This window comes from Anoxybacillus tengchongensis (assembly GCF_014201585.1).
Taxonomy (GTDB): domain Bacteria; phylum Bacillota; class Bacilli; order Bacillales; family Anoxybacillaceae; genus Anoxybacillus; species Anoxybacillus tengchongensis.
Window position 1 is genome coordinate 247,275 of sequence record NZ_JACHES010000003.1, and the last position, 23,141, is coordinate 270,415.

A 23,141-nucleotide genomic window follows, 5' to 3' on the forward strand; every position below is an offset into this window, starting at 1 on the left:
CTCTATTAGTGTACCATAAACAAAAAGAAGGGACATCCTTCATCGGACGTCCCTTATCATCTTAAACCCCTTTATACGCTTGGCGATAAATGTCGGCAAGGTCGCTGACTAATGGTAATTTTGGGTTAGCTGTTGTACATTGATCTTCGAAAGCTAATTCAGCAAGTTGTTCGACTTTGCTTTCAAACTCTTCTTTGCTGACGCCTGTTGCTGCGATGCTTAATGGCATGTCGAGTTCTTTTGCGAGCTTAATGATCGCTTGAACGAGGCTTTCTACTCCTTCTTCTGTCGTTTTCGCTGGCAAGCCAAGCAAGCGGGCAATTTGAGCGTAACGCTGGTCAGCCACGAAATGTTCGTACTTCGGAAACGCTGTAAACTTTTTCGGTTTTTGCGCGTTGTAACGAATGACATGCGGCATTAAAATCGTATTCGCACGTCCGTGCGGAATATGGAATTCTGCACCAAGTTTATGCGCTAAGCTATGGTTAATACCTAAAAATGCATTCGCAAATGCCATACCGGCAATCGTTGATGCATTATGCATTTTTTCACGCGCCACTTCATCGTTGCCGTTTTTGTATGCGCGTGGCAAGTATTCAAAGACGAGCTGAATGGCTTTTAATGCTAATCCGTCTGTATAGTCGTTCGCCATGTTCGATACGTACGCTTCAATCGCATGTGTTAATACGTCCATACCTGTATCCGCTGTAATATGTTTTGGCATCGTCATAACAAATTGTGGGTCAACGATAGCGACATCTGGTGTCAACTCATAATCAGCGAGCGGATATTTGACGTTATTTTTCTTATCTGTAATGACCGCAAATGATGTGACTTCTGAACCTGTACCAGACGTTGTTGGAATTGCGACAAATTGCGCTTTTTGACCAAGTTTTGGATATTTAAATACACGTTTACGAATATCTAAAAACTTTTGTTTTAAGCCGTTAAAGTCTGTATTTGGATGTTCATAGAACAACCACATCGCTTTCGCTGCGTCCATCGCTGAACCACCGCCGAGCGCGATGATAACATCTGGTTGAAATGCACGCATCATGTCGGCACCTTTCATCACTGTTTCGATTGATGGGTCTGGTTCAACTTCTGAGAAAATTTCGCAATGCACATAATCTGGACGTTTGCGTAAATAGTACAACACTTTATCGACATAACCGAGCTGCACCATGCCTGGGTCTGTAACAATAAAGGCACGTGAGATGTTTGGCATTTTCGCTAAATATTGTGTCGCATGTTTTTCAAAATAAATTTTTGGCGGAACTTTAAACCATTGCATGTTTACATTCCTTCTCGCTAATTTTTTAATGTTCATTAAATGTGTCGCACCCACGTTTGTCGAAACCGAGTTGCCTCCGAACGTACCGCAACCGAGCGTCAATGACGGAATGTATGCGTTGTAAATGTCACCAATCGCCCCTTGTGAAGATGGTGCGTTAGAGATGATTCGTCCTGCTTTCATTCGCTTACCGAATTCAAGAATGACTTCTTGATTTTCTGAATGAATAACCGCAGAGTGGCCAAGTCCACCGAACTCAAGCATTTCTTCTGCTCGTTTCAATCCTTCTTCTGTACTATTCACCTTATAGCACGCCAATACCGGACTTAATTTTTCACGAGAAAGCGGCTCTTGCGGACCGACGCTTTTTACTTCCGCGACAAGAATTTTCGTATCAACAGGAACGTCCACACCAGCCATTTTTGCAATTTCATATGCTGGTTTTCCGACGATATTTGGGTTAACTGCACACGTATTTTCATTGATGACAAGCTTTTCGACTTTTTTCTTTTCTTCTTCACTTAAGAAGTAACATTTGTTTGCGATCATTTCGTTTTTTACCGCATCATAAATTTCTTTATCAATGATGACCGCTTGTTCAGATGCACAAATCATTCCGTTATCAAACGTTTTTGAAAGAATAAGATCGTTCACCGCACGTTTAATATTTGCTGTTTTCTCAATATAGCAAGGCACGTTACCAGGTCCAACCCCTAATGCTGGTTTTCCTGAACTATATGCCGCTTTGACCATGCCTGCTCCACCTGTCGCAAGAATAAGCGAAACGCCAGGATGATGCATAAGTTGTTGCGTTGCCTCAACGGAAGGCGTTTCGATCCATTGAATACAATGTTCTGGCGCGCCAGCCGCAATCGCTGCATCACGTAAAATGCGTGCCGCTTCACTGCTACATTTTTGCGCAGACGGATGGAATGCAAAAATAATTGGATTGCGCGTCTTAATTGAAATGAGCGCTTTAAACATCGTTGTCGACGTTGGGTTTGTTACCGGTGTTACCCCAGCAATGACGCCAACAGGCTCGGCAATTTCAATAATGCCTTCATGTTCATTTTCGCGGATGACGCCAACCGTTTTATCGTATTTCATGTTATGATAAATGTATTCTGTCGCAAAAATGTTTTTAATGATTTTATCTTCATATACGCCACGTTTTGTTTCTTCAATCGCTAACTTCGCTAAATACATATGTTTATCAAGTCCAGCTAAAGCCATTTGCTTGACAATATGGTCAATCATTTCTTGATCGTAATCGCGAAACGCTTTTAACGCTTTTTGCGCATTCGCCACGAGCATATCGATCATTTTTGTAACTTCTTTCTTTTGGTCTAATACTTTTTCATCAACAGCCATATAAGACCCTCCTATATTGTTCTTGTGAAATTTTTCACAAGATGATCGAAAATAAAAATGTGATTATCTTCACATTTTCATTATAACGAAAGACATCTCAATTTTGTGTGTCAACTTTGTGAAATGTTGAGCAAATATATTGTATAAGAGAACCGCTTCTTCATAAAGAAGGCGGTTACTCACACACTGGATTACGTGGAATTTTTGTAAACGAAATATCGTTATACATGCGCGTATTTCGCTTGACAATGACAACATAGTTTACTGTCCATATATAAGAAGGAATTTCTTGATCATCTTCAAACATCATCGCTTCAAATTCATCGCCAATCATTTCTTCAAATAGCTCTAGTGTATATGTTTCCGCATCTGTTGAAAAGTTTCTCCATTCGCATACAAGCATTGTTTGTCACCTCAACTTTTCTTTTGTTGTCATTATTGTAACATTATTTTGTATACTATAGATTGTGAAATATTGAACAAATCATGAATATTGCTTATTTGTTATATATGCTTGTTTTGGATGATTTAGTTGTTCTGGATACTTTAAACGCATTTTCCCTTCCGCTAACAGCTTCCCTAAATAATTATTGCGCAGTCCGTCCGGCGTTCGATCTAACAAATAAGCTAGTTCTTTTAACATGAATGGCCGATGGGCACATAGTTGCAAAATGACTTCTTCCATCTTTGCCGGTGCAAGCCTTTTTTTCTTACGCGCAATTTCTGCAATACTCCAGAGCTCCTGATCGATATTCGTTTCTTCTTCATTATTTACGGAGTTGGTTAGATTATTTATAGAGTTTTGGCCAATATTACAGGAGTTATTTTTGTTAATTACGGAGTTAGGTCCGCTATTTACGCAGTTCGGTTCTTTATTTACGAACTCAAACCCTTTATTTACGGACTCTAACTCACTATTTATGGAGTTTAGGTCGCTATTATAGGAGTTTTCGTCATTATTTATGGAGTCAGTTAGCTCTAAATTGTCTGACCAATCACATATCATCTCTAGATCATCGTCTTGTTTATGTCTTTCTGGAAAGGACACGATTGGTAATGTAATAACCGTTCGTTCCTGGAAATCGTATTGATCAATGACAGGCTGTTGCAAACAAATCGTTTCGATTGTTTTCAAACCGACTCCAGCTCGTTTACAAAAATGAATGTAAATAAACATTTTAAACACATTCGGATTACGCAAATGGCTAACACCGCCGCTGAATGCTTGTTCTAAAGGAATACCGAAAAGCCCAGGATTAGAAAATTGCACGGATGAGCGTTGCCGTTCGACAATAATGCCCCCATCACCGTTGTAATCGGCATGGACGAGCGCATTAACGAGCGCCTCATGCATAGCTTCTTTTTCAGATTCTGATCCATCTTTTAGTTCGTTCATTACTTTAAAATAAAAATCATAAATATTTCCCGACCACGTTCCATCTTGTGAAGTAAAACGATTTGTCCAATGCATATGATTATCGTCATGTTCACGATATTCAAGAAAGTATTGTGGTAAAACTTCTGTAATCATTCGCTCTTCGCTAAACATAAGAAGTCCTGCGAGTGTGAGACCCTCTTTGCTTGTGTTTCGTATTTTTCCCCATGCTCCAATCTTATATAAAAAATCTTTCGTTTCTAAACCGTTCCATGGGTGGTTTGGTTTGACTTTTGCAAATTGCTCACGATAATGGCGAACAGATTCTAAATGCAATTCATTCAGCCCGTAATGTTCTAAGACGATATTATCTTGTAAACGAACACTTGCATCTTTATTCACTTTAACTCTCCCTCTTACGTTATGTTATAAAAACATTTCTATACACGTCTATTTCCATTTTATCATCTTTACAAATGTTCATCATAAACTTTTCGATTTGGGGAAAATTAAGAAAAACATGGATATGGAGGAACAAACTCATGTCTTTACCAAAGTCATCTCAATCGTATTGGCTACAATCAACAACACTTCCTTCTTTTCCATCGCTTACGCAATCACTTGATGTCGACATAGCGATTGTTGGAGGAGGAATAACAGGCATAACGACGGCTTATTTGCTTGCTAAGCAAGGGGTGCGTGTCGCTGTCATCGAAGCAGACCGGCTATGTAACGGCACAACAGGGCATACGACCGCAAAAATAACTGCCCAACACGATCTCATTTACCACGAACTGATCGCTCATTTCGGTGAAGAAAATGCTCGCCATTATTACGAAGCAAACGAAAAAGCGTTGCAATCGATTTTGCAAACGATAAAAGAACACGATATTCATTGCGACTTATCGCTAGAAGACGCGTACGTATATACGACGGAAGAAACACAATTACATATGCTTGAAGCGGAGTGGAAAGCGTATGTAACGCTCGGCATTGATGGGGCATATGTCGATCAACTTTCTCTTCCCTTTTCTGTTCAAGGGGCAGTCATGATGCGCAACCAAGCGCAATTTCATCCACTCCATTATTTAAAAACATTAGTGGAGCTGACGGTAAAACACGGGGCATCTTTTTACGAACAAACTGTTGCACAACATATTGAGACATCGACGAGACCAGTCGTACAAACAAAAAACGGAGCATCCATTACGTGCGATACTGTTGTCATTTGCACCCACTTTCCGTTTTTTGATCCTGCTTTTTATTTTGCAAGATTACATGCAGAACGGTCATACGTCATTGCAGTCGAGGCGTACGAACGGCTGCAAGGCATGTATTTAAGCGCAAATGAACCAAAGCGTTCAATTCGATATACAATGATGGACAATAAGCCGCTCCTTTTGATTGGTGGCGAGTCGCATAAAGTCGGGCAAGGGATAAACATGATGCAACATTACGAAGCGTTACAATCATTTTGTGAACATACGTTTGGATTATCGAACGTGCTATATCGCTGGTCAGCCCAAGACTTAGTAACGTTAGATCGCCTTCCATACATCGGTCCTGTTCGCACAAGCCTTCCACACATTCTTGTAGCGACAGGATATCGAAAATGGGGTATGACGACAAGTGTGGTCGCAGCTCAGCTATTAGCCGATTTAGCATTACAAAAAGAAAATCGTTATGCTCAGCTGTTTGCTCCGTCGCGATTTGTCGCTGATCCGTCGCTCAATCACTTACTGGCAGACGGAATCGATGTCGCGAAACATTTCTTCATTGGAAAGCTTGAATACGCCCTTCGTACCCCCCGCGACATATTGCGTGGAGAAGGGGCTGTGGTAAATGTAGACGGAAAACGAGCTGGTGCTTATCGCGACGATGACGGTACACTTTATGTCGTCGATACGACATGTACACATATGGGATGTGAACTCGAATGGAACAATGGCGAGCGGACATGGGACTGTCCATGTCATGGTTCACGGTTTTGTTTTACAGGAAAAGTGCTAGAAGGGCCGGCCATCGAACCGCTTCAACAGCTGAAAGGAGATGAATAATGAACAGCACTCAACAACTATTGACTCATTCGCTTGATGCGAATGAACAAACGTTGCGTGACTATTTTACAAAAACGCCTGACCTTGTATACTGCCATCTACTCATCGGCGAGCCGAAAAAACGGGCGTTACTTGTATATCTTAATACGCTCGTTGATAAAAATTCGATTAACAATAATATTATTGATCCGCTTTTATTTGAAACGAAACAAATTCATACAATTGCGGATATTCAACTCCCGATTGGTTCAAAATCATATACGACGAAATGGGAACATGTCATTCAACATTTGTTTCAAGGAGAAACAGCACTATTACTAGACGGCGACAACCACGTATTACTATTAGACACACAAGGATGGCCGCAACGCGCTATCGCAGAACCGCAAATTGAATCGTCACTAAAAGGGTCACATCAAGGATTTATTGAAACGTGCGAAAAAAATATCGCCTTAATTCGCCGTTATTTACCGCATCAACAATTAAAAATTGAAGAAACGACCGTCGGCAGACGCGGACATACCCCTGTCACATTATTGTATTTAGAAGACGTTGCTCATCCAGAAGTACTGCAAGAATTGAGAGATCGAATTGAACAAGTTGACGTCGATACAATCGTCAATACAGGCGAGCTCATGCAACATATTGAAGACAATCCATTTTCACCATTTCCGCAATTTTTACTAACCGAGCGGCCAGATGCTGCGGTCAGCAATTTACTACAAGGGCGCATCGTGATCGTCGTCGACCGCTCACCTAGCGTCATGATTGGACCAATGACGTTTATTACGTTTTTCCAAACAGTTGACGATTACAGTACGCGTTGGATGATCGCATCATTTTTACGGCTTTTGCGCTTGCTTGCCTTTTTTATGGCTATTTTTTTACCGTCTGCTTATATTGCGGCACTTTCGTTTCATTACGAAATTATCCCGCTCAATTTATTATTAACGATTGGTGAATCGCGCGAACGCGTTCCGCTTCCACCGCTTTTAGAAGCAATTTTAATGGAGCTTGCGATCGAAATGTTACGTGAAGCAGGTTTGCGTTTACCTGCACCAATTGGACAAACGGTCGGCATCGTTGGCGGTGTCGTCATCGGGCAAGCTGCCGTTGAAGCCGGCATCGTCAGCAACATTATGGTCGTTATCGTCTCATTGACCGCGATTGCGTCATTTATTATTCCAAATCCGGATATGTCGGAATCGATTCGTTTATTGCGCTTTCCGATGATGATTGCCGCTTCTTTATTTGGTTTAGTCGGTATGGTGATCGGTTTTATGCTGATCATTGGGCACCTTATTTCATTAGAATCGCTTGGTACACCTGAGGGGAGCCCGTTTGCACCTGCAAGATTGCGCGACTGGAAAGATACGATTTTACGCTTTCCGCTTTGGATGATGCGCACGCGTCCATTATCTGCCCGTCCAACACAGTTGACGAGACAAAAAAAATTTCGCAAATAAGTGGTGCATATGAAACGATATGAATTTAATGAAGTCACAACGATGCAATATATTTTTCTTATTTCCGGTACACAAATCGGCATCGGCATTTTATCGCTTCCAGCCCAGCTTGCCGATATCGCGAATACAGATGGATGGATTGCGATTCTTATCGGCTGGATCATTTCGATTACCGCAAGTACGATCATTATAAAAACGATGGAGAAGCATCCACAAGATACCGTTTTCGATCTCTCTCATCGCTATTTCGGTCGTATATTCGGGACATTGATTCATCTCGCTTTTGTTGCTTACGCTCTATTAGCATCCATAACAGTTGTTTTTACTGCCATTCATATTACACAAGTATGGATTTTACCAAATACACCAAACTATCTTATTATGATTCTGTTTATGCTACCCGGCTTTTTAATTACACGAAATGGCGTACGCGTGCTCGGTCGTTATGCAGAAGCTGTCTTTTATTTAACGATTTGGATGCCGATTCTCATCGCTATTCCACTACAAAAAGGGACGATTTTATATATGCTCCCTATTTTAAAAGAAGGATGGACACCTATTTTTCAAGCGGTAAAAACGACGATTTTGTCGTTTTTAGGTTTTGAATTAACGTTCGTGTTTTACCCGTTTTTAAAAGAAAAAAAACATGCGATAAAAGCGATGGTCATCGCCAACAGCATTTCGGCTTTTACTTTTTTATTAATTACGGTCACATGTTTTATTTTTTTTAGTCCTGATGAAACTCCTTCGCTTATTTGGCCGACGTTGTCGCTACTGAAAACGATTGAATTTTCGTTTATTGAACGATTTGAAGTCATCTTTTTATCGTTTTATTTATTTGTCATGTCCACGACAGGCATTCCGTACATTTTCACAACTGTTTTTGGCATGAGTCAACTCATCGGAAAAAAAGACCATACGATTGTATTGCTTATTGCCGTTTGCATATTTATTTTAACGTCTTTTTTATACAATCCATCCTTTTCTCATATTCAAACGATGGGATCGTGGTGGGAACGATATGGCCTATGGGGGGCTTATATTTTTCCTGTCATTTTATTCATTTACGTTTCCGTTGCGCAATGGTTTCGGGGGGGGAAAAAGAAATGAGAAGACATATATACTTTGTTCTTTGTTTTCTCTTAACAGTCGGATGTGGTATGCAAACACGGCTCGATGAACTGACGCTCGTCTTAACGGTCGGTTTAGATGAAGGGAAAAATGGAAATTTGCTCGTTTACTCTGTGAGCCCTGTGTTTAATAAAGAAGCAAAAAACATTTACGAAGTCATTCGTACATCCGGATTAACGTTGCGTGATAACCGTTTTAAAGCAAACGCCTTTGCTTCCGGAAAAATGGTTGGGGGAAAAACACAAAGTGTAATTATTAGCAAAAATCTCGCCAAAAAGTACGATATGTTTTCGTATTTAGATGTGTTTTATCGCGACCCAAAAAATTCAACAACAGCCAATTTCATCGTTTTTGACGGTCCGTTAAAAGATGTCATGTACATTCGTCTTGACGATAAACCGCGTCTATCTGTGGCTATTCGGGATGTGTTATTAACAGCACATAAAAGTAAACAAACAACAAAAATCAATTTACTTGAGTTTCGACGTTTATCGCTTGATCGCGCTCAAACGCCGTTTGCCCCGATTTTAAGAGTGCATAAAGGGGATTTAATCGCAGGAGGGATTGCCTTATTTAATAAACAACGAAAGTATGTCGGCTCATTATCACAAAAAGAAAGTCCATATTTTGCGATATTAAACAAAAATATTAAACCTGCGACATCGCTTACACTTGCTATAAAGGGTCTAACAAAACAAAAAGAATATGTAAGCATTTCGATTGAAAAGGGTGATTTTTCATATAAACCGTCGTTTCAAAATGGGATGTTTCACTTTGACGTTCATATACATCTAGGTGCCATTTTGACCGAAACGACGACACATATTGATATGAAAAAAGAAAAGAAAAAACTCGAACAATTGCTCGCAAAAGAAATACAAAAACAACTTGAAGCGATCGTGAAAAAAATGCAAACATATGAAGTCGATCCGATCGGATTTGGTTTGTATGCCCGCGCTTACGAATACAAACCGTTTCAAAAACAAAAAAGCTGGCCAAAAGCTTTTGCGAAAGCAGAAATTAACATTCGTCCAACGGTTGAAATAATTAGCTACGGTGTCCTTCAATAAAAAGTTGCCGAACATAAAGCGATCGTTCATAATGAATTTAAAAAATAGCTAAATGAGGTGAGAAAAAAGAGATGGACGATCGCGTCATTATTCGCTTTGACCATGTTACAAAACAATACGATGATGATCTTCCTGTGCTCGATGACGTCAGTTTTGAAATGGAGCGCGGCAAATTTTATACGCTTCTTGGCCCTTCCGGCTGCGGAAAAACAACGATTCTTCGCCTAATTGCTGGGTTTATCGAACCGACAAAAGGGGATATTTACTTTCACGGAAAACGAATGAACAATGTTCCAGCAAATAAACGACAAGTGAATACAGTATTTCAAGATTATGCCCTTTTTCCTCACTTAAACGTGTTTGAAAACGTCGCCTTTGGCTTACGCATAAAAAAAGTGCCAAAGGTAGACATTGAGCGAAAAGTAAAAGAAGCACTTCGCTTCGTCAACTTAGAAGGATACGAACAACGGGCCATTCATGAAATGTCAGGAGGACAACGACAACGTGTCGCTATCGCTCGTGCGATCGTCAACGAACCGGATGTGCTGTTACTAGATGAACCGCTATCGGCGCTTGATTTAAAACTTCGAACAGAAATGCAATACGAGTTACGGGAATTGCAACGAAGACTTGGCATTACGTTTATTTTTGTTACTCACGATCAAGAAGAAGCTCTTGCGATGTCAGATGAAATCTTTGTGCTAAACAAAGGAAAGATTGAACAACGTGGTACACCAAAAGATATTTATGATGAACCTGTGAACCGTTTCGTCGCTGACTTTATTGGAGAATCAAATATCATTACTGGAACGATGATTGACGATTTTGTTGTGGAATTTGCGAATCAACGATTTACGTGCATTGATCGCGGCTTTGCGAAAAATGAACAAGTAGATATTGTCATTCGCCCTGAAGATTTAGAATTAACAACTGTTGAACGCGGCAAATTGCGCGTGCGTGTTGATTCTGTTTTATTTCGCGGTGTACATTATGAGCTTTGTTGTTATGATGCGTATGGTAACGAGTGGCTCGTTCACTCGACAAAAAAAGCAGAGATCGGAGAAGAAATCGGCCTACATTTTGAACCAGAAGCTATTCATGTTATGAAAAGAAACGGGGGAGAATAATATGCGCCGCTATGCTTATGCCATCCCCTATTGGTTATGGATCGGGTTGTTCGTTGTTGCACCGATTATTCTTATTATTTATTATTCTTTTTTCGATATCGAAGGCCATTTCTCGCTCGTCAATTATCAAACTTTTTTTACGCCAGTTTATTTACGAATGACAGTAAATTCGTTTTGGTATGCATTTCTAATCACAGCATGTTCACTCCTTATTGCGTACCCAACCGCTTATTTGTTAACAAAAACGAAACATAAGCAGTTATGGTTGTTGCTTATTATTTTACCAACATGGGTCAATTTATTGTTAAAGGCGTACGCTTTTCTTGGATTGTTCGGCACGTATGGGGCAGTCAATGCGCTATTTGAAACGATTGGAATTGGAACGAAACAACTATTGTTTACGGACTTTAGTTTTGTTTTTGTATCTGTTTATATTTTTATTCCGTTCATGATTTTGCCGATTTTTAATGCGCTTGAAAAATTGAATCCTTCTTTAATCGATGCTTCGCGTGACTTAGGAGCGAGCGAATGGACGACATTTCGTCGCGTCATTTTTCCGCTTACGCTCGATGGTGTCAAAGCAGGCTGTCAAGCGGTGTTCATTCCGTCGCTTTCGCTCTTTATGCTGACGCGATTAATCGCTGGGAACCGAGTCATTACGCTCGGCACTGCGGTTGAGCAACATTTTCTCGTGACGCAAAACTGGGGGATGGGGGCTACAATCGCTGTCTTTTTAATGATTGCCATGGCCGGCATTATGGCATTAACAGGGAACAGAAAATGGGGGGTGAGACAATGAAAGTTTCTCGCCTCTATTTAGCGTTTGTGTTTTTCGTATTATACATGCCTATTTTTTATTTAATTTATTATTCGTTTAATAGTGGTGGGACGATGCATCATTTCGAATCGTTTACACTTGATTGGTATAAAGACGTGTTTGCTGATACACGCTTGCTTATTATCGTTTTGCATACAATGATTATCGCCTTATTATCGTCATCGCTTGCGACAATCATTGGCGTTTTAGGCGCGATTGCCATTTATTATGCAAAACATCGCTGGAAGCAAACGTTGCTTACGCTAAATAACGTTTTAATCGTCAGCCCTGACGTCATGATCGGTGCATCGTTTCTGATCTTATTTACGATTGCTGGCATTCGGCTCGGATTTACGTCTGTCTTATTGTCGCATATCGCTTTTAGCATTCCGATTGTCGTGTTAATGATATTACCAAAGCTGCAGGAAATGAGCCCAACGTTAATCGACGCTGCGCGCGACTTAGGGGCAAATGAATGGAACGTCTTAACGAAAGTCATCCTCCCATACATTACACCAGGCATTTTTGCTGGCTTTTTCATGGCGCTCACATACTCGCTTGATGACTTTGCAGTCACGTTTTTCGTGACGGGCAACGGATTTTCGACGTTGTCTGTTGAAATTTATTCGCGCGCACGCCAGGGGATTTCGTTATCCGTTAACGCTTTATCTACCCTTCTTTTCTTATTTACGCTTGTTCTCGTTGTTGTGTATTACGTCATCACACAACGCGCTAGCGTCAAGGGGGGACAAGAATGAAAAAAATATTGTCACTTTTTTTGCTCGTTTGGCTCATTGCTTTTAGTCTGCTTTATGTCACAAAAACGATCGAATCGTCCAAAGGGTATGGGGGAGCTAATACGTTAACGATTTATAACTGGGGCGATTATATTGATCCTGCGCTCATTAAAAAATTTGAAAAAGAAACAGGTTTTAAAGTCATTTACCAAACGTTTGATTCAAATGAAGCGATGATGACAAAAATTGCGCAAGGTGGCACGACATTTGACGTTGCTGTCCCTTCGGAGTACGCCATTAGCAAAATGAAAGAGGAAGGGTTGCTACTTCCGATCGACCATTCAAAAATCCCAAACTTGCGCTATATTGATAAACGTTTTCTTGACTTATCGTTTGATCCAGGCAATGAATATTCCATTCCTTACTTTTGGGGAACGGTCGGCATCGTCTACAATCGCGCACTACTTGGCGGAAAAGAAATTACAAGCTGGAACGATTTATGGGATCCATCATTTAAAAATCAAATTTTACTTGTTGATGGTGCACGTGAAATTATGGGCATGGCACTAAATAGTTTACATTATTCACTTAACGATACAAACAAAACGCATTTACAACAAGCAAAACAAAAACTAGATGCCCTCACGCCAAATGTCAAAGCGATCGTCGGCGACGAAATTAAAATGCTTCTTGCAAACGAAGAAGCTGCCATCGGCATTGTTTGGTCGGGAGATGCGGCGGAAATGATGTGGGAAAACGAACGGCTCGATTATGTGATCCCAAAAGAAGGAACAAATTTATGGTTTGATAATATGGTCATTCCAAAGACAGCGAAAAACATTGAAGGTGCTCATCAATTTATTAACTTTATGCTTGATCCGAAAAACGCTGCCCAAAATGCCGAATACGTCGGCTACTCAACGCCAAATAAAAAAGCGCTTGAATACTTGCCAAAAGAAATGGTGGAAGACGAACGTTTTTATCCAAGCGAACAGCTTGCTAGTAAGCTGGAAGTGTATGAAAACCTCGGAAAAAACATGCTCGCGTACTACAATGAATTGTTTTTACAATTTAAAATGCACCGCAAATAAGAGGATGGCGAAAAAGCCATCCTCTTATATTATTTTAGAAAAATTTTTTATTTACTTCGTTTACTCGTTCGTTTAAAATGAATACTTGTTAAACCTAATTATTTACTATAATATTAGTTTCATTAAAAAATTACAGAAAATAAAAATTATTATTTTCAAAAATGGAAGGTGTTTTGTCATGTCCCAAAGCAAACAACGTATTGTCGAGAGCGTTCCCCAACGCGGCTTTTTCGGTCATCCGAAAGGACTTTTCACATTATTTTTTACTGAGTTTTGGGAACGTTTCTCTTATTATGGTATGCGTGCTATTCTCGTGTTTTATATGTATTATGAAGTATCGAAAGGCGGTTTAGGACTTGATGAACCGACTGCTCTAGCGATCATGTCGATTTACGGTTCTCTCGTTTATATGTCAGGCATTATTGGTGGATGGTTTGCAGACCGATTATTCGGGACGGCGAAAGCTGTGTTTTACGGTGGCATTTTAATTATGCTCGGTCACATTGCTTTAGCTGTTCCAGGAAGTGTTACGATGTTTTTTGTTTCCATGGTGTTCATTATTCTTGGAACAGGACTGCTCAAGCCAAACGTCTCAAGCGTTGTCGGTGATTTATATGCAGAAGGCGATCACCGTCGCGATGCGGGATTTAGCATTTTTTATATGGGGATTAACCTCGGGGCATTTTTAGCTCCACTCGTTGTCGGAACGGTTGGCATGAAATACAACTTCCATCTCGGCTTTAGTATTGCCGCGATTGGGATGTTTTTCGGACTTCTCGTATTTGTCGGAACAAAAAAGAAAAATCTCGGGCTTGCGGGAACACATGTACCGAATCCATTATCAGCAGCTGAGAAGAAAAAAGTGTTTACATGGGGTACGATCGGTGTAGCGATCATTGCCTTACTCGTTTTCATCGGCTTACAGACAAACACACTAACAATCGATTTATTTGTATCGCTTGTCGGTATTTTCGGTATTGTCATTCCAACGATTTACTTTGTCGTTATGTATCGTAGTCCGAAAACGACAGATGTGGAACGTTCGCGCATTATCGCCTATATTCCTTTATTCATCGCAGCAGCGATGTTTTGGTCCATTCAAGAACAAGGTTCAACTATTTTAGCAACTTATGCTGATAAACGAACACAGTTGCATTTTGCTGGTATAGATCTTTCACCAGCTTGGTTCCAATCGTTAAACCCATTGTTTGTTATTACGTTTGCACCGATTTTTGCTTGGCTATGGGTGAAACTAGGAAATAAACAACCATCCATTCCAAAGAAATTTTCTTTAGCGTTATTGTTTGCTGGTTTATCGTTCGTCGTCATTTTATTGCCAGCTTATCTTGGTGGAAGCGATTCTTTAGTCAATCCGCTTTGGCTCGTGCTAAGCTACTTAATTGTTGTGTTTGGTGAGCTATGTTTATCACCTGTCGGTTTATCCGCCACGACAAAACTTGCTCCGGCGGCGTTTTCAGCTCAAACGATGAGCTTATGGTTTTTATCAAGTGCAGCAGCCCAAGCGATTAACGCTCAAATCGTGAAGTTTTATACACCAGAAACAGAAATGGCTTATTTTGGAACGATCGGTGGAATCGCCATCGTCTTTAGTATCATTCTTTTCATCATCTCACCAAAAATTGAAAGCTTTATGAAAGGTGTAAAATAAGCGGCTGAATTCAGCCGCTTTACTTATGATACGGTTCTCCCCGATTGATACGGAATGCGCGATAAATTTGCTCGGTTAAAATGAGACGCATGAGTTGATGTGGAAAGGTCATTTTTGAAAACGAAAGCGATTCGTTTGCTCGTTTCATGACGTCATCGCTTAAGCCGAGCGAACCACCGATGACAAAAGCAATTTTGCTTTTTCCATATGTCGCTAACCGATCAAGCGTTTGAGCGAACTCTTCAGACGACATCATTTTTCCTTCAATCGCTAAGGCGATCACATGCATGTCATCCGTAACTTTTGCTAAAATACGCTCGCCTTCTTTCTTTTTGACGAGCTCCATTTGTTGTTCGCTTAACTGTTCTGGCGCTTTTTCATCTGCTACTTCCACAATGTCCATTTTCGCATATGTTGATAAGCGCTTCATATACTCTTCGATGCCTTGTTTTAAATATTTCTCTTTTAACTTACCCACAGCAATAATGTATATATTCACAAGTGATCCCCACTTTACAAACATAATATCCACAAGTTTTATCCACATATCCACAGCGCTAATCCACATATTGTGTAGAAACATTAGTTCCCTACTATATATACAGCGCGTTGTTCACAAAAATCGCATATTTCTTCTTTTTTATCCACAGAAATTGTTGATATTTCAGGTGCTTGTTGTTTTTCATCCACATACATATCAATAGCGAGTTCAACATGTTGCTCACAACATTTCCACACAACGCATCACTCCTTATTCATGAATGAAACGACAGGGAATCCCCTGCCGTTTCATTATAATGATTGTTTCGCTAATTTTAATGTCACCGTTTGTTTTTTGCCATCACGGTAAAATGTTACTTTCATCGTATCGCCAATTTGTTTGCGATTATATAAATGTTTTCTTAATTCGATCACATCAGCGATTTTTTCGTCATCTAACGCCACAATGACATCAAACTCACGCAATCCCGCTTGCGCAGCTGGCGAGCCCGATACAACTTGCAAAATAGCTACACCTTCTTTGACGTTTGCCGGCAAATGAAGTGTCTGTTGCCAATGATATGCCGGGATGTCGCTTAATGAACGCAATTCTACGCCCATGTATGGACGGCGAACTTGTCCAAACTTTTCTAAATCAGCAATAATTGGTTTGGCATAGTTAATTGGAATCGATAATCCGATCCCTTCAACAGCTTCTTGAGCAATTTTCATGGAGTTAATTCCAATGACTTGACCTTCGATATTTACAAGTGCTCCACCGCTGTTTCCTGGGTTAATGGCAGCGTCTGTTTGTAGTACCTCTGCATGCCAGTCTGGAATACCGTCTTGATCAATATCAATTGGAATCGTACGGTTTACGCCTGAAATGATTCCTTGTGTAACTGATCCCGCAAATTGCAAACCAAGCGGATTACCAACCGCAATAACTGGCTCTCCTACTTTTACGACATCAGAGTTGCCGAATTCAGCTACATTTGTTACGTGTTTTGCGTCAATTTCTAATACGGCTAAATCCGTCCACACATCACTTCCAAGCAGGCGCGCTTGTACTTTTGTTCCGTCGCTTAAACTCACTTCCACACGACTTGCACCTTCAACAACGTGATGGTTCGTTACGATATATGCCTTATTTCCCTCTTTTTTATAAATGACTCCTGAGCCTGTTCCAGCTTCCCCGCCTTCTGACCAAAAACTTGCTTCTTGAATATTTACAATACCAACAACTGCATCAGATACTTTATTTACCGCTTGTGTCACTTGCGTAACGACATTGACTGCTACACTTTTGTCTACTTTTGGCTGCTCTGTCACAGTCGTCTGTTTTTCTTCCGTTTGTTCAAGTTGGTAAGGCAAAACATCCCATTTTACTAACGAAGGAATGGCAACGATGACAAGCATTCCACCTAAAATAGCTCCGACTAATCCTGCCAAAAACGTTCCCCCACGATTGCCTTTTTGTTTTTGACGAATATGTTCATAATGATCATCATAATAGCCCATCTTTCACCCGTCCTTTCTTTATAAAATATTGACCCTATTTCCATTATAACCTTCTTTTCCCCTAAGCATCTAATCATATACATACGATATATGAGTGAAAAAACGGTGAAATTTATACGGAAATTAGCGCTGTCGGACGAGCTGGATCTGTATCATAAAGTTGAAATGATTCCCCGACAATCATTCCTTTTTTTTCGAGCGTCTGAGCGACTGTCATTCGCGCTAATTCTTTCATATTGTTATCTTGGCTTAAATGGGCTAAATAAATGCGCCTTGTTTTATCACCAATGACGTCTGCTAAAGCAAGACCTGCGTCTTCATTAGATACGTGTCCGACATCACTTAATATGCGTCGCTTAATGTTCCATGGATATTTCCCCATACGTAACATTTCTACATCATGGTTACTTTCAAATACAAATACATCCGCATGGCGAATGACATCTTTCATGCGTTCACTCACATACCCTGTATCTGTAATGAGAGCTAGCTTTTTTCCTTCATAATGAAACACATAAAACATCGGCTCCACAGCGTCATGGGACACACCGAACGATTCAACATCCAAATCTCCAAATGTACGAACAGAACCCGTTGGAAAAATAAATTTTTGCTCAAGCGGGATGTCACCAATGAACCCGTCCATCGCTTTCCATGTCTTTTCATTCGCATAAATCGGAAGGCGATACTTGCGAGCAATAACACCTAGTCCTTTAATATGGTCGCTATGTTCATGTGTCACTAAAATACCGGTTACATCTTGAATGCGGCGATCAATATGAGCAAATAATTGTTCTAATTGTTTCCCGCTTAACCCAGCGTCAACAAGCAATCGTTCCCGTTTCGTTTCTACATAAAAAGCGTTGCCTGTACTGCCGCTTGCTAAAACGCTAAACTTCATCTCATTCACTCCAACACTTTATTTTCATCACTAATGACTTGTCCTTCAAATGCGTTGACATAATAATCTGTTTTTCCATTCACAACAACGTGCCATGTCGGTGTTAATACTTGCGAAGTCGTAAACTGAACGAGCGCATAATATCCTAGATCGATTTTTGTTACCCGATCGCCTGGCTTTAAGTAATTTCGCTTATACAACGTCTCTAACGCTTTAATTGCCGGCAAAATTTCTTGTTTTTTCTCGTTTTTCTCTAAATCAACGAGCAATGTTTGTTCATAGCCAACCATTTCATTTCGATCACTCACATAAATAAGCAACATACTACTCACATTTTTATAAATCGTTTTCCCTTCATATTGTTGAAAATAAATGAGCGCTTGTAAGTCTTCATCATACTTCCAAAATGTATATTGATCACCTGCAATTATATTTTGTCTTAAAAACTCTGTTAAGCGATAACCGTCTTTTGGATCTTGTAGCGGCACAGGTTTAATAAAATGAGCTTGCAAAACGGTTTCGTTTGCCGCTTCAACTTGTTGGTTTGGCAATTTGTTCACTTCTTCTTCCGTAAATGTTTTACTTTTTCCGCTCACATATGTCGCTTTTGTTATTTCTTTTGGTAAATCGACATATGTAATGCCATCCGCTTCGAGCTGTTCTTCGATAGTCGCTTCTAAAATCACATCAAGCTGGCTACTATTTTTTTTCTGGATAAATTGATAACCTAAAAATATATTAAGAATGAGGAATGTAATAATAAAAATCGTTTTCGTTTTACTCCAATCCAATGATATCCCCTCTTCGTTCATCTGTCGTCATCACAATTTTTCGCCACGTCCCATTATACAAACAGTACCAGCTCGGCTCTAACATGACGATATTTTCTCGCTCCGAATCACGAACGAGCTCATAACCAATCGCAATATCGTCAATGAATTCATGTTGAATATTTTTTTGCTTTTTCAACTGATCAATGACCTCATATCCGGAGGAAAGTGTAATTGGCAAACTTACTCGGTCAGGAATAGCTAATGTGAATAACGGACGTTGGTAATTCATAATCTCATTTTCTCCCCATATTTGCACAATCTCCGCCATTCCATAACGATTAAATACAGGGTAGCCATTGGCAAACAAACGAAAGGTTACCTTTCTCCCATTTTCGTCTAACTGATCAAAATAGTACGTATCCGTCCAACCGCCATGATCGTTCACAAAATCAATGCTCTTTTGCAAAATCGTCGGATCTGAAGTTTGTGTCTCACCACGAGCCGCTGGATTGACATACAGTAGTAATTTTTTAGACAAGTCGACATCCATTAAACGTGAACCATCTGTATATTCCTCACTAAAAGTGAACACATCTTTTTTCACAAAACTTGGATCTGTAAATAATGCGTCTTTAAAACGATCGCTACTTAACTCGTCCATGTAATATTGCAACCGGTTTAGTACGAGGGGACGAGCCGGTAAAAACAACGCTTTTGTTTCGCTAATGTCATAAGATAAAAAAGGTGTGTAACGCTCAGCTCGCGCATAATATGTTTGTTTCAAATGTTCGACCATCGCATCTTGAACAACCGCTTTATATATACGCTTCTCATTGGCAGATACGAAATAGACATTTATTTTTTCTTCGTTGTCGTTCATCGGGATGATGATGCGATCAAACTGAACTTTTTCGATGTCTTGGTCTTCAAATTGAAACATCGTTCGATACATTTCAATTGGTATATCATCGGGATAAATAATTTCAATTTTTCCTTTCCCATGTATAAATGAAAGAAATTGTTCTTTTTTAATTGTGCTCGATATATTTTCGAAATGATCGAACGTCCAATTTTTCATCTCCTTCATAAATTTATAAATGTCCGAGTGATGTGTCATTCCGTAATGTTGTTCATTTTTATGAATAAAAATATAGCGCGGCTGAATGACTGTACTATAATCAACGGCAACATTGCTGACAGGGACGTTTTGAATGTATTTTGCGTTTTCAATAAAGTCATATTTCGGCTGATATGTCCATAAACTCCACGTTAAAAAAACGCTCGTACATACAAGAATCGTCAATACAATGGACTTGATCGTTTCGTATTTCATCGTTTTCATCCTTTTTTCTGTTGTTCAATCGGCAAAGTAAAGTAAATGGTTGTCCCTTTTCTTTCTTGGCTTTCGGCCCAAATACGTCCGCCATGTGCGACGACAACTTCTTTTGCAATGGCAAGACCTAGTCCTGTTCCACCAAGTTTACGTGAACGAGCCTTATCGACACGATAAAAACGCTCAAAAATTTTAGATAAATCCGATTTTGGAATGCCGACACCCTCATCTTTTACACTCACTTCAATATAGTCTGTTTTTTTCCTTACCCGAAACGTAATTTTCCCTCCTTGTGGAGAGTATTTTAACGCGTTAGAAATAATGTTATCGAGCACTTGGGTAATTTTGTCTTCATCCATATACACAACTATTTTCTCATCTGGAAAGTCTCGAACAAACGAAACATTCTCTTTTTTTGTTAATTCAAATCGATCAATGACTTTATGGAAATACGGGATAAAATGGACGCGTGTTTTTTTCAATTTATAGTCTTTACTGTCGAGCTTAGAAAGCTGCAACAAGTCGTTGACAAGACGAATCATTCGTTCTGTCTCATTTTGCGTCACCTCAATAAACCTTGGCGCAATCTCCTCATCCCGCCATGCTCCATCTGCAAGCGCCTCTAAATAACTGCGCATCGTTGTTAGGGGCGTTCGCAATTCATGCGAAACATTCGCTACAAACTCTCGACGATCACGATCAATTTTTTCGTGTTCCGTAATGTCATGCAACACAACAATTAATCCGTTCACAAATCCCTTTTCTTTTTGAATCACAGATAAAGAGGCACGTAAAATGTACATTTCCTCGTCTGTACTAAAATCTAAAATTAATGTTTCACGTTCTTCAATTAACGTTTCGAACGTATATTGTTCATCTAGCCCTAATACCGTCACAATCGGTGCAGAAAGCACTGTTTCACGTGAAACATTTAAGATGTTTAGCGCGGCATCGTTAATTAAAATGATTCGTCCTTTTCTATCTGTTGCAATCACACCATCTGTCATGTGCGTCAATACCGATTCTAATTTACGACGCTCTCCTTCTGTCGTTGCTTGCGCTTCTTGCAATTTTTTCGTTAAGTTGTTAAAGCTAAGCGCAAGCTGTCCAATTTCATCGTATCCATATACTTTTACTTTTCGGGAAAAATTCCCTTTCGCCATTGCCAATGCTTGTTTACGCATATCTGAAATTGGGCGTGTGATGGTCTGTGCCAACAAAATACCTAACAACGCAGTAATGACTAAAGCAATGCCTGTTCCTGTCGCTAAAATATTATTAATTTGCCTCATTTGCGCAAAAACATTTTCCATCGAAGCAATGACATAAATTGCTCCTTTAATTTCATTTTTCACCTTAATGGGCGTAGAAGAAATATACATACGATGACCTGTTTTTGGATCAACAAGCATTTTTTCTGTCATTTCGCCCGCAACTAATGTTCGTTTAATTAGTAAATCTGTCGTCCGCTTTCCCACAATATTTTGATTATATGGGTTCGACGTTCCTAATACTTTACTTTTATGATCAATGACGCGCACTTCAGAAATATCTTGTGAAACAAAATCTTGTAAAATAGTCCGAATTTCTTCTTCAAGTGTAGGGCTTTTTTTATCGCGTTCTTTATTCATTTCTTGCTCGATGTTATAAGCAAGCAAAATGACACGCTCATTTAATGAGTTTTTAAAAGTTTCAACAAGTTGTGCTTCCAATTGGCGCACGAAATAAGCCCCGATAATTTGCATCGCAATTAAAATAAGCAAAATGTAAATCAAGGCAAATTTCACGTGAATCGATTGAAATATACTTACCTTCCTCATGTGGTTACTCCTGTTCCGGATTTCGCAAATAATATCCTACCCCACGTCTTGTCACAATCCATGTCGGGTGCGAAGGGTTATCTTCGATTTTTTCACGCAAACGCCGCACAGTTACATCAACAGTGCGCACATCACCAAAATAGTCGTATCCCCATACCGTTTGCAGTAAATGTTCACGCGTCATCACTTGTCCAATATGCTTTGCTAAATAATGGAGAAGTTCAAATTCCCGATGTGTTAGCTCAATTTGCTCACCTCGTTTCGATACAGTATAAGCATCTGGATGAATGGTAAGCGAACCTATTTTTATTTCACTCATTTCTTTTACATCTTGTTCTTGTCTTTGTTGGTGACGCCGTAAATTAGCTTTGACACGCGCTAGCAGTTCACGTGTGCTAAATGGTTTCGTAACGTAATCGTCTGCGCCAAGTTCTAGCCCGAGAACTTTATCAATTTCAGAGTCTTTTGCTGTTAGCATAATAATAGGCATATCATATTTTTTACGAATTTCGCGACATACTTCCATTCCATCTTTTTGAGGTAGCATAATATCTAATAAAATTAAATCGGGTTGAATGTCTTCCACTTTTTGCAGTGCTTCCACACCGTCATATGCACAATGTACGTCGTATCCTTCTTTTCTTAAATTGAACTGTAAAATATCAGCAATCGGTTTTTCATCATCAACAACTAAAATTTTTTTCTCCATGTATATTCACTCCCCCAACAGGCATATTTACATATAGTGTACCATGTCACCATTATAAAACAAAAAAGCATAGACACATATACGTATCTATGCTTACAAGTGGCTCGGGACGGAATCGAACCGCCGACACAAGGATTTTCAGTCCTTTGCTCTACCGACTGAGCTACCGAGCCATATAAATAACCCATTGATTATCGTTCATTTGTTTGAAACATGCACGTCCTTCGTCCCGCTCTCAGCTTGTTTACTCAAGATGCGATTCGAGCGGTACGCTGTTGCTTCTCAAAGAAGCTTATTCATTCGTGCTCTACCGACTGAGCTACCGAGCCATATAAATAACCCATTGATTATCGTTCATTTGTTTGAAACATGCACGTCCTTCGTCCCGCTCTCAGCTTG

General features: G+C 39.8%; 20 protein-coding genes and 1 tRNA gene. 9 read left to right on the forward strand and 12 right to left on the reverse strand.

Annotated elements, in window-relative coordinates; genetic code table 11:
* Positions 1 to 61 precede the first annotated feature (61 nt).
* The 3 genes from adhE to HNQ82_RS05120 all read right to left on the reverse strand — a co-directional run bounded on the left by adhE (position 62) and on the right by HNQ82_RS05120 (position 4,442).
* Complete coding sequence (gene adhE, locus HNQ82_RS05110) at positions 62 to 2,665, reverse strand: bifunctional acetaldehyde-CoA/alcohol dehydrogenase (protein ID WP_183247721.1); 2,604 nt, start codon at positions 2,663 to 2,665, stop codon at positions 62 to 64.
* A gap of 175 nt (positions 2,666 to 2,840) precedes the next feature.
* Positions 2,841 to 3,068 (reverse strand): hypothetical protein, encoded by a 228-nt coding sequence (locus HNQ82_RS05115; protein ID WP_021094383.1) that lies wholly within the window; start codon positions 3,066 to 3,068, stop codon positions 2,841 to 2,843.
* Positions 3,069 to 3,149: 81 nt separating this feature from the next.
* Positions 3,150 to 4,442 carry a transcriptional regulator gene (locus tag HNQ82_RS05120; protein ID WP_183247724.1) on the reverse strand — a complete coding sequence of 431 codons (1,293 nt, stop codon included), beginning with the start codon at positions 4,440 to 4,442 and terminating at the stop codon, positions 3,150 to 3,152.
* 140 nt (positions 4,443 to 4,582) lie between these two features.
* Here HNQ82_RS05120 and HNQ82_RS05125 point away from each other — a divergent pair, with 140 nt between their 5' ends.
* From HNQ82_RS05125 to HNQ82_RS05165, 9 genes are all read left to right on the forward strand, one after another.
* Positions 4,583 to 6,097 carry an FAD-dependent oxidoreductase gene (locus tag HNQ82_RS05125; RefSeq protein WP_183247726.1) on the forward strand — a complete coding sequence of 505 codons (1,515 nt, stop codon included), beginning with the start codon at positions 4,583 to 4,585 and terminating at the stop codon, positions 6,095 to 6,097.
* Positions 6,094 to 7,563 carry a spore germination protein gene (locus tag HNQ82_RS05130; RefSeq protein WP_183247807.1) on the forward strand — a complete coding sequence of 490 codons (1,470 nt, stop codon included), beginning with the start codon at positions 6,094 to 6,096 and terminating at the stop codon, positions 7,561 to 7,563. The genes HNQ82_RS05125 and HNQ82_RS05130 overlap by 4 nt, the downstream gene beginning before the upstream one ends.
* 9 nt (positions 7,564 to 7,572) lie before the next feature.
* On the forward strand, positions 7,573 to 8,673 hold the full coding sequence (locus HNQ82_RS05135; protein WP_183247728.1) for a GerAB/ArcD/ProY family transporter: 1,101 nt from the start codon (positions 7,573 to 7,575) through the stop codon (positions 8,671 to 8,673).
* Positions 8,670 to 9,764, forward strand: a complete 1,095-nt coding sequence (locus HNQ82_RS05140; protein WP_183247729.1) for a Ger(x)C family spore germination protein — start codon at positions 8,670 to 8,672, stop codon at positions 9,762 to 9,764. Before HNQ82_RS05135 ends, HNQ82_RS05140 begins: the two co-directional genes overlap by 4 nt.
* 71 nt (positions 9,765 to 9,835) lie before the next feature.
* Positions 9,836 to 10,891 carry an ABC transporter ATP-binding protein gene (locus tag HNQ82_RS05145; RefSeq protein ID WP_183247731.1) on the forward strand — a complete coding sequence of 352 codons (1,056 nt, stop codon included), beginning with the start codon at positions 9,836 to 9,838 and terminating at the stop codon, positions 10,889 to 10,891.
* A gap of 1 nt (position 10,892) precedes the next feature.
* Complete coding sequence (locus tag HNQ82_RS05150) at positions 10,893 to 11,690, forward strand: ABC transporter permease (RefSeq protein ID WP_183247733.1); 798 nt, start codon at positions 10,893 to 10,895, stop codon at positions 11,688 to 11,690.
* Entirely contained in the window at positions 11,687 to 12,466 is a 780-nt protein-coding gene (locus HNQ82_RS05155) for an ABC transporter permease (protein ID WP_246348889.1), read from the forward strand. The genes HNQ82_RS05150 and HNQ82_RS05155 overlap by 4 nt, the downstream gene beginning before the upstream one ends.
* A complete protein-coding gene (locus HNQ82_RS05160) occupies positions 12,463 to 13,536 on the forward strand; it encodes an ABC transporter substrate-binding protein (RefSeq protein ID WP_183247737.1) in 1,074 nt (357 codons plus the stop codon). The genes HNQ82_RS05155 and HNQ82_RS05160 overlap by 4 nt, the downstream gene beginning before the upstream one ends.
* Before the next feature lie 178 nt (positions 13,537 to 13,714).
* A complete protein-coding gene (locus tag HNQ82_RS05165) occupies positions 13,715 to 15,205 on the forward strand; it encodes a peptide MFS transporter (RefSeq protein ID WP_183247740.1) in 1,491 nt (496 codons plus the stop codon).
* 19 nt (positions 15,206 to 15,224) lie between these two features.
* Here HNQ82_RS05165 and rlmH read toward each other — a convergent pair whose 3' ends face one another.
* The 9 genes from rlmH to HNQ82_RS05210 all read right to left on the reverse strand — a co-directional run bounded on the left by rlmH (position 15,225) and on the right by HNQ82_RS05210 (position 22,915).
* The gene (gene rlmH / locus HNQ82_RS05170) at positions 15,225 to 15,704 is read right to left on the reverse strand and encodes a 23S rRNA (pseudouridine(1915)-N(3))-methyltransferase RlmH (protein WP_169792796.1); all 480 of its coding nucleotides are present in this window, start codon (positions 15,702 to 15,704) and stop codon (positions 15,225 to 15,227) included.
* A gap of 83 nt (positions 15,705 to 15,787) precedes the next feature.
* Positions 15,788 to 15,943, reverse strand: a complete 156-nt coding sequence (locus tag HNQ82_RS05175) for a CxxH/CxxC protein (protein ID WP_004893206.1) — start codon at positions 15,941 to 15,943, stop codon at positions 15,788 to 15,790.
* A gap of 54 nt (positions 15,944 to 15,997) precedes the next feature.
* The gene (locus tag HNQ82_RS05180) at positions 15,998 to 17,206 is read right to left on the reverse strand and encodes a S1C family serine protease (RefSeq protein WP_183247742.1); all 1,209 of its coding nucleotides are present in this window, start codon (positions 17,204 to 17,206) and stop codon (positions 15,998 to 16,000) included.
* A 112-nt stretch (positions 17,207 to 17,318) separates the two neighbouring features.
* Positions 17,319 to 18,107 (reverse strand): MBL fold metallo-hydrolase, encoded by a 789-nt coding sequence (locus HNQ82_RS05185; protein WP_183247744.1) that lies wholly within the window; start codon positions 18,105 to 18,107, stop codon positions 17,319 to 17,321.
* A 5-nt stretch (positions 18,108 to 18,112) separates the two neighbouring features.
* Positions 18,113 to 18,898: a two-component system regulatory protein YycI gene (locus HNQ82_RS05190; protein ID WP_183247746.1), complete on the reverse strand. Its 786-nt coding sequence runs from the start codon at positions 18,896 to 18,898 to the stop codon at positions 18,113 to 18,115.
* Positions 18,885 to 20,213 (reverse strand): YycH family regulatory protein, encoded by a 1,329-nt coding sequence (locus tag HNQ82_RS05195; RefSeq protein ID WP_183247748.1) that lies wholly within the window; start codon positions 20,211 to 20,213, stop codon positions 18,885 to 18,887. The genes HNQ82_RS05190 and HNQ82_RS05195 overlap by 14 nt, the downstream gene beginning before the upstream one ends.
* Positions 20,214 to 20,218: 5 nt before the next feature.
* A complete protein-coding gene (gene walK, locus HNQ82_RS05200) occupies positions 20,219 to 22,033 on the reverse strand; it encodes a cell wall metabolism sensor histidine kinase WalK (RefSeq protein ID WP_183247750.1) in 1,815 nt (604 codons plus the stop codon).
* A gap of 4 nt (positions 22,034 to 22,037) precedes the next feature.
* Positions 22,038 to 22,742: a response regulator YycF gene (gene yycF / locus HNQ82_RS05205; RefSeq protein WP_032101636.1), complete on the reverse strand. Its 705-nt coding sequence runs from the start codon at positions 22,740 to 22,742 to the stop codon at positions 22,038 to 22,040.
* A 100-nt stretch (positions 22,743 to 22,842) separates the two neighbouring features.
* Positions 22,843 to 22,915, reverse strand: a tRNA-Phe gene (locus HNQ82_RS05210).
* Positions 22,916 to 23,141: the final 226 nt, after the last annotated feature.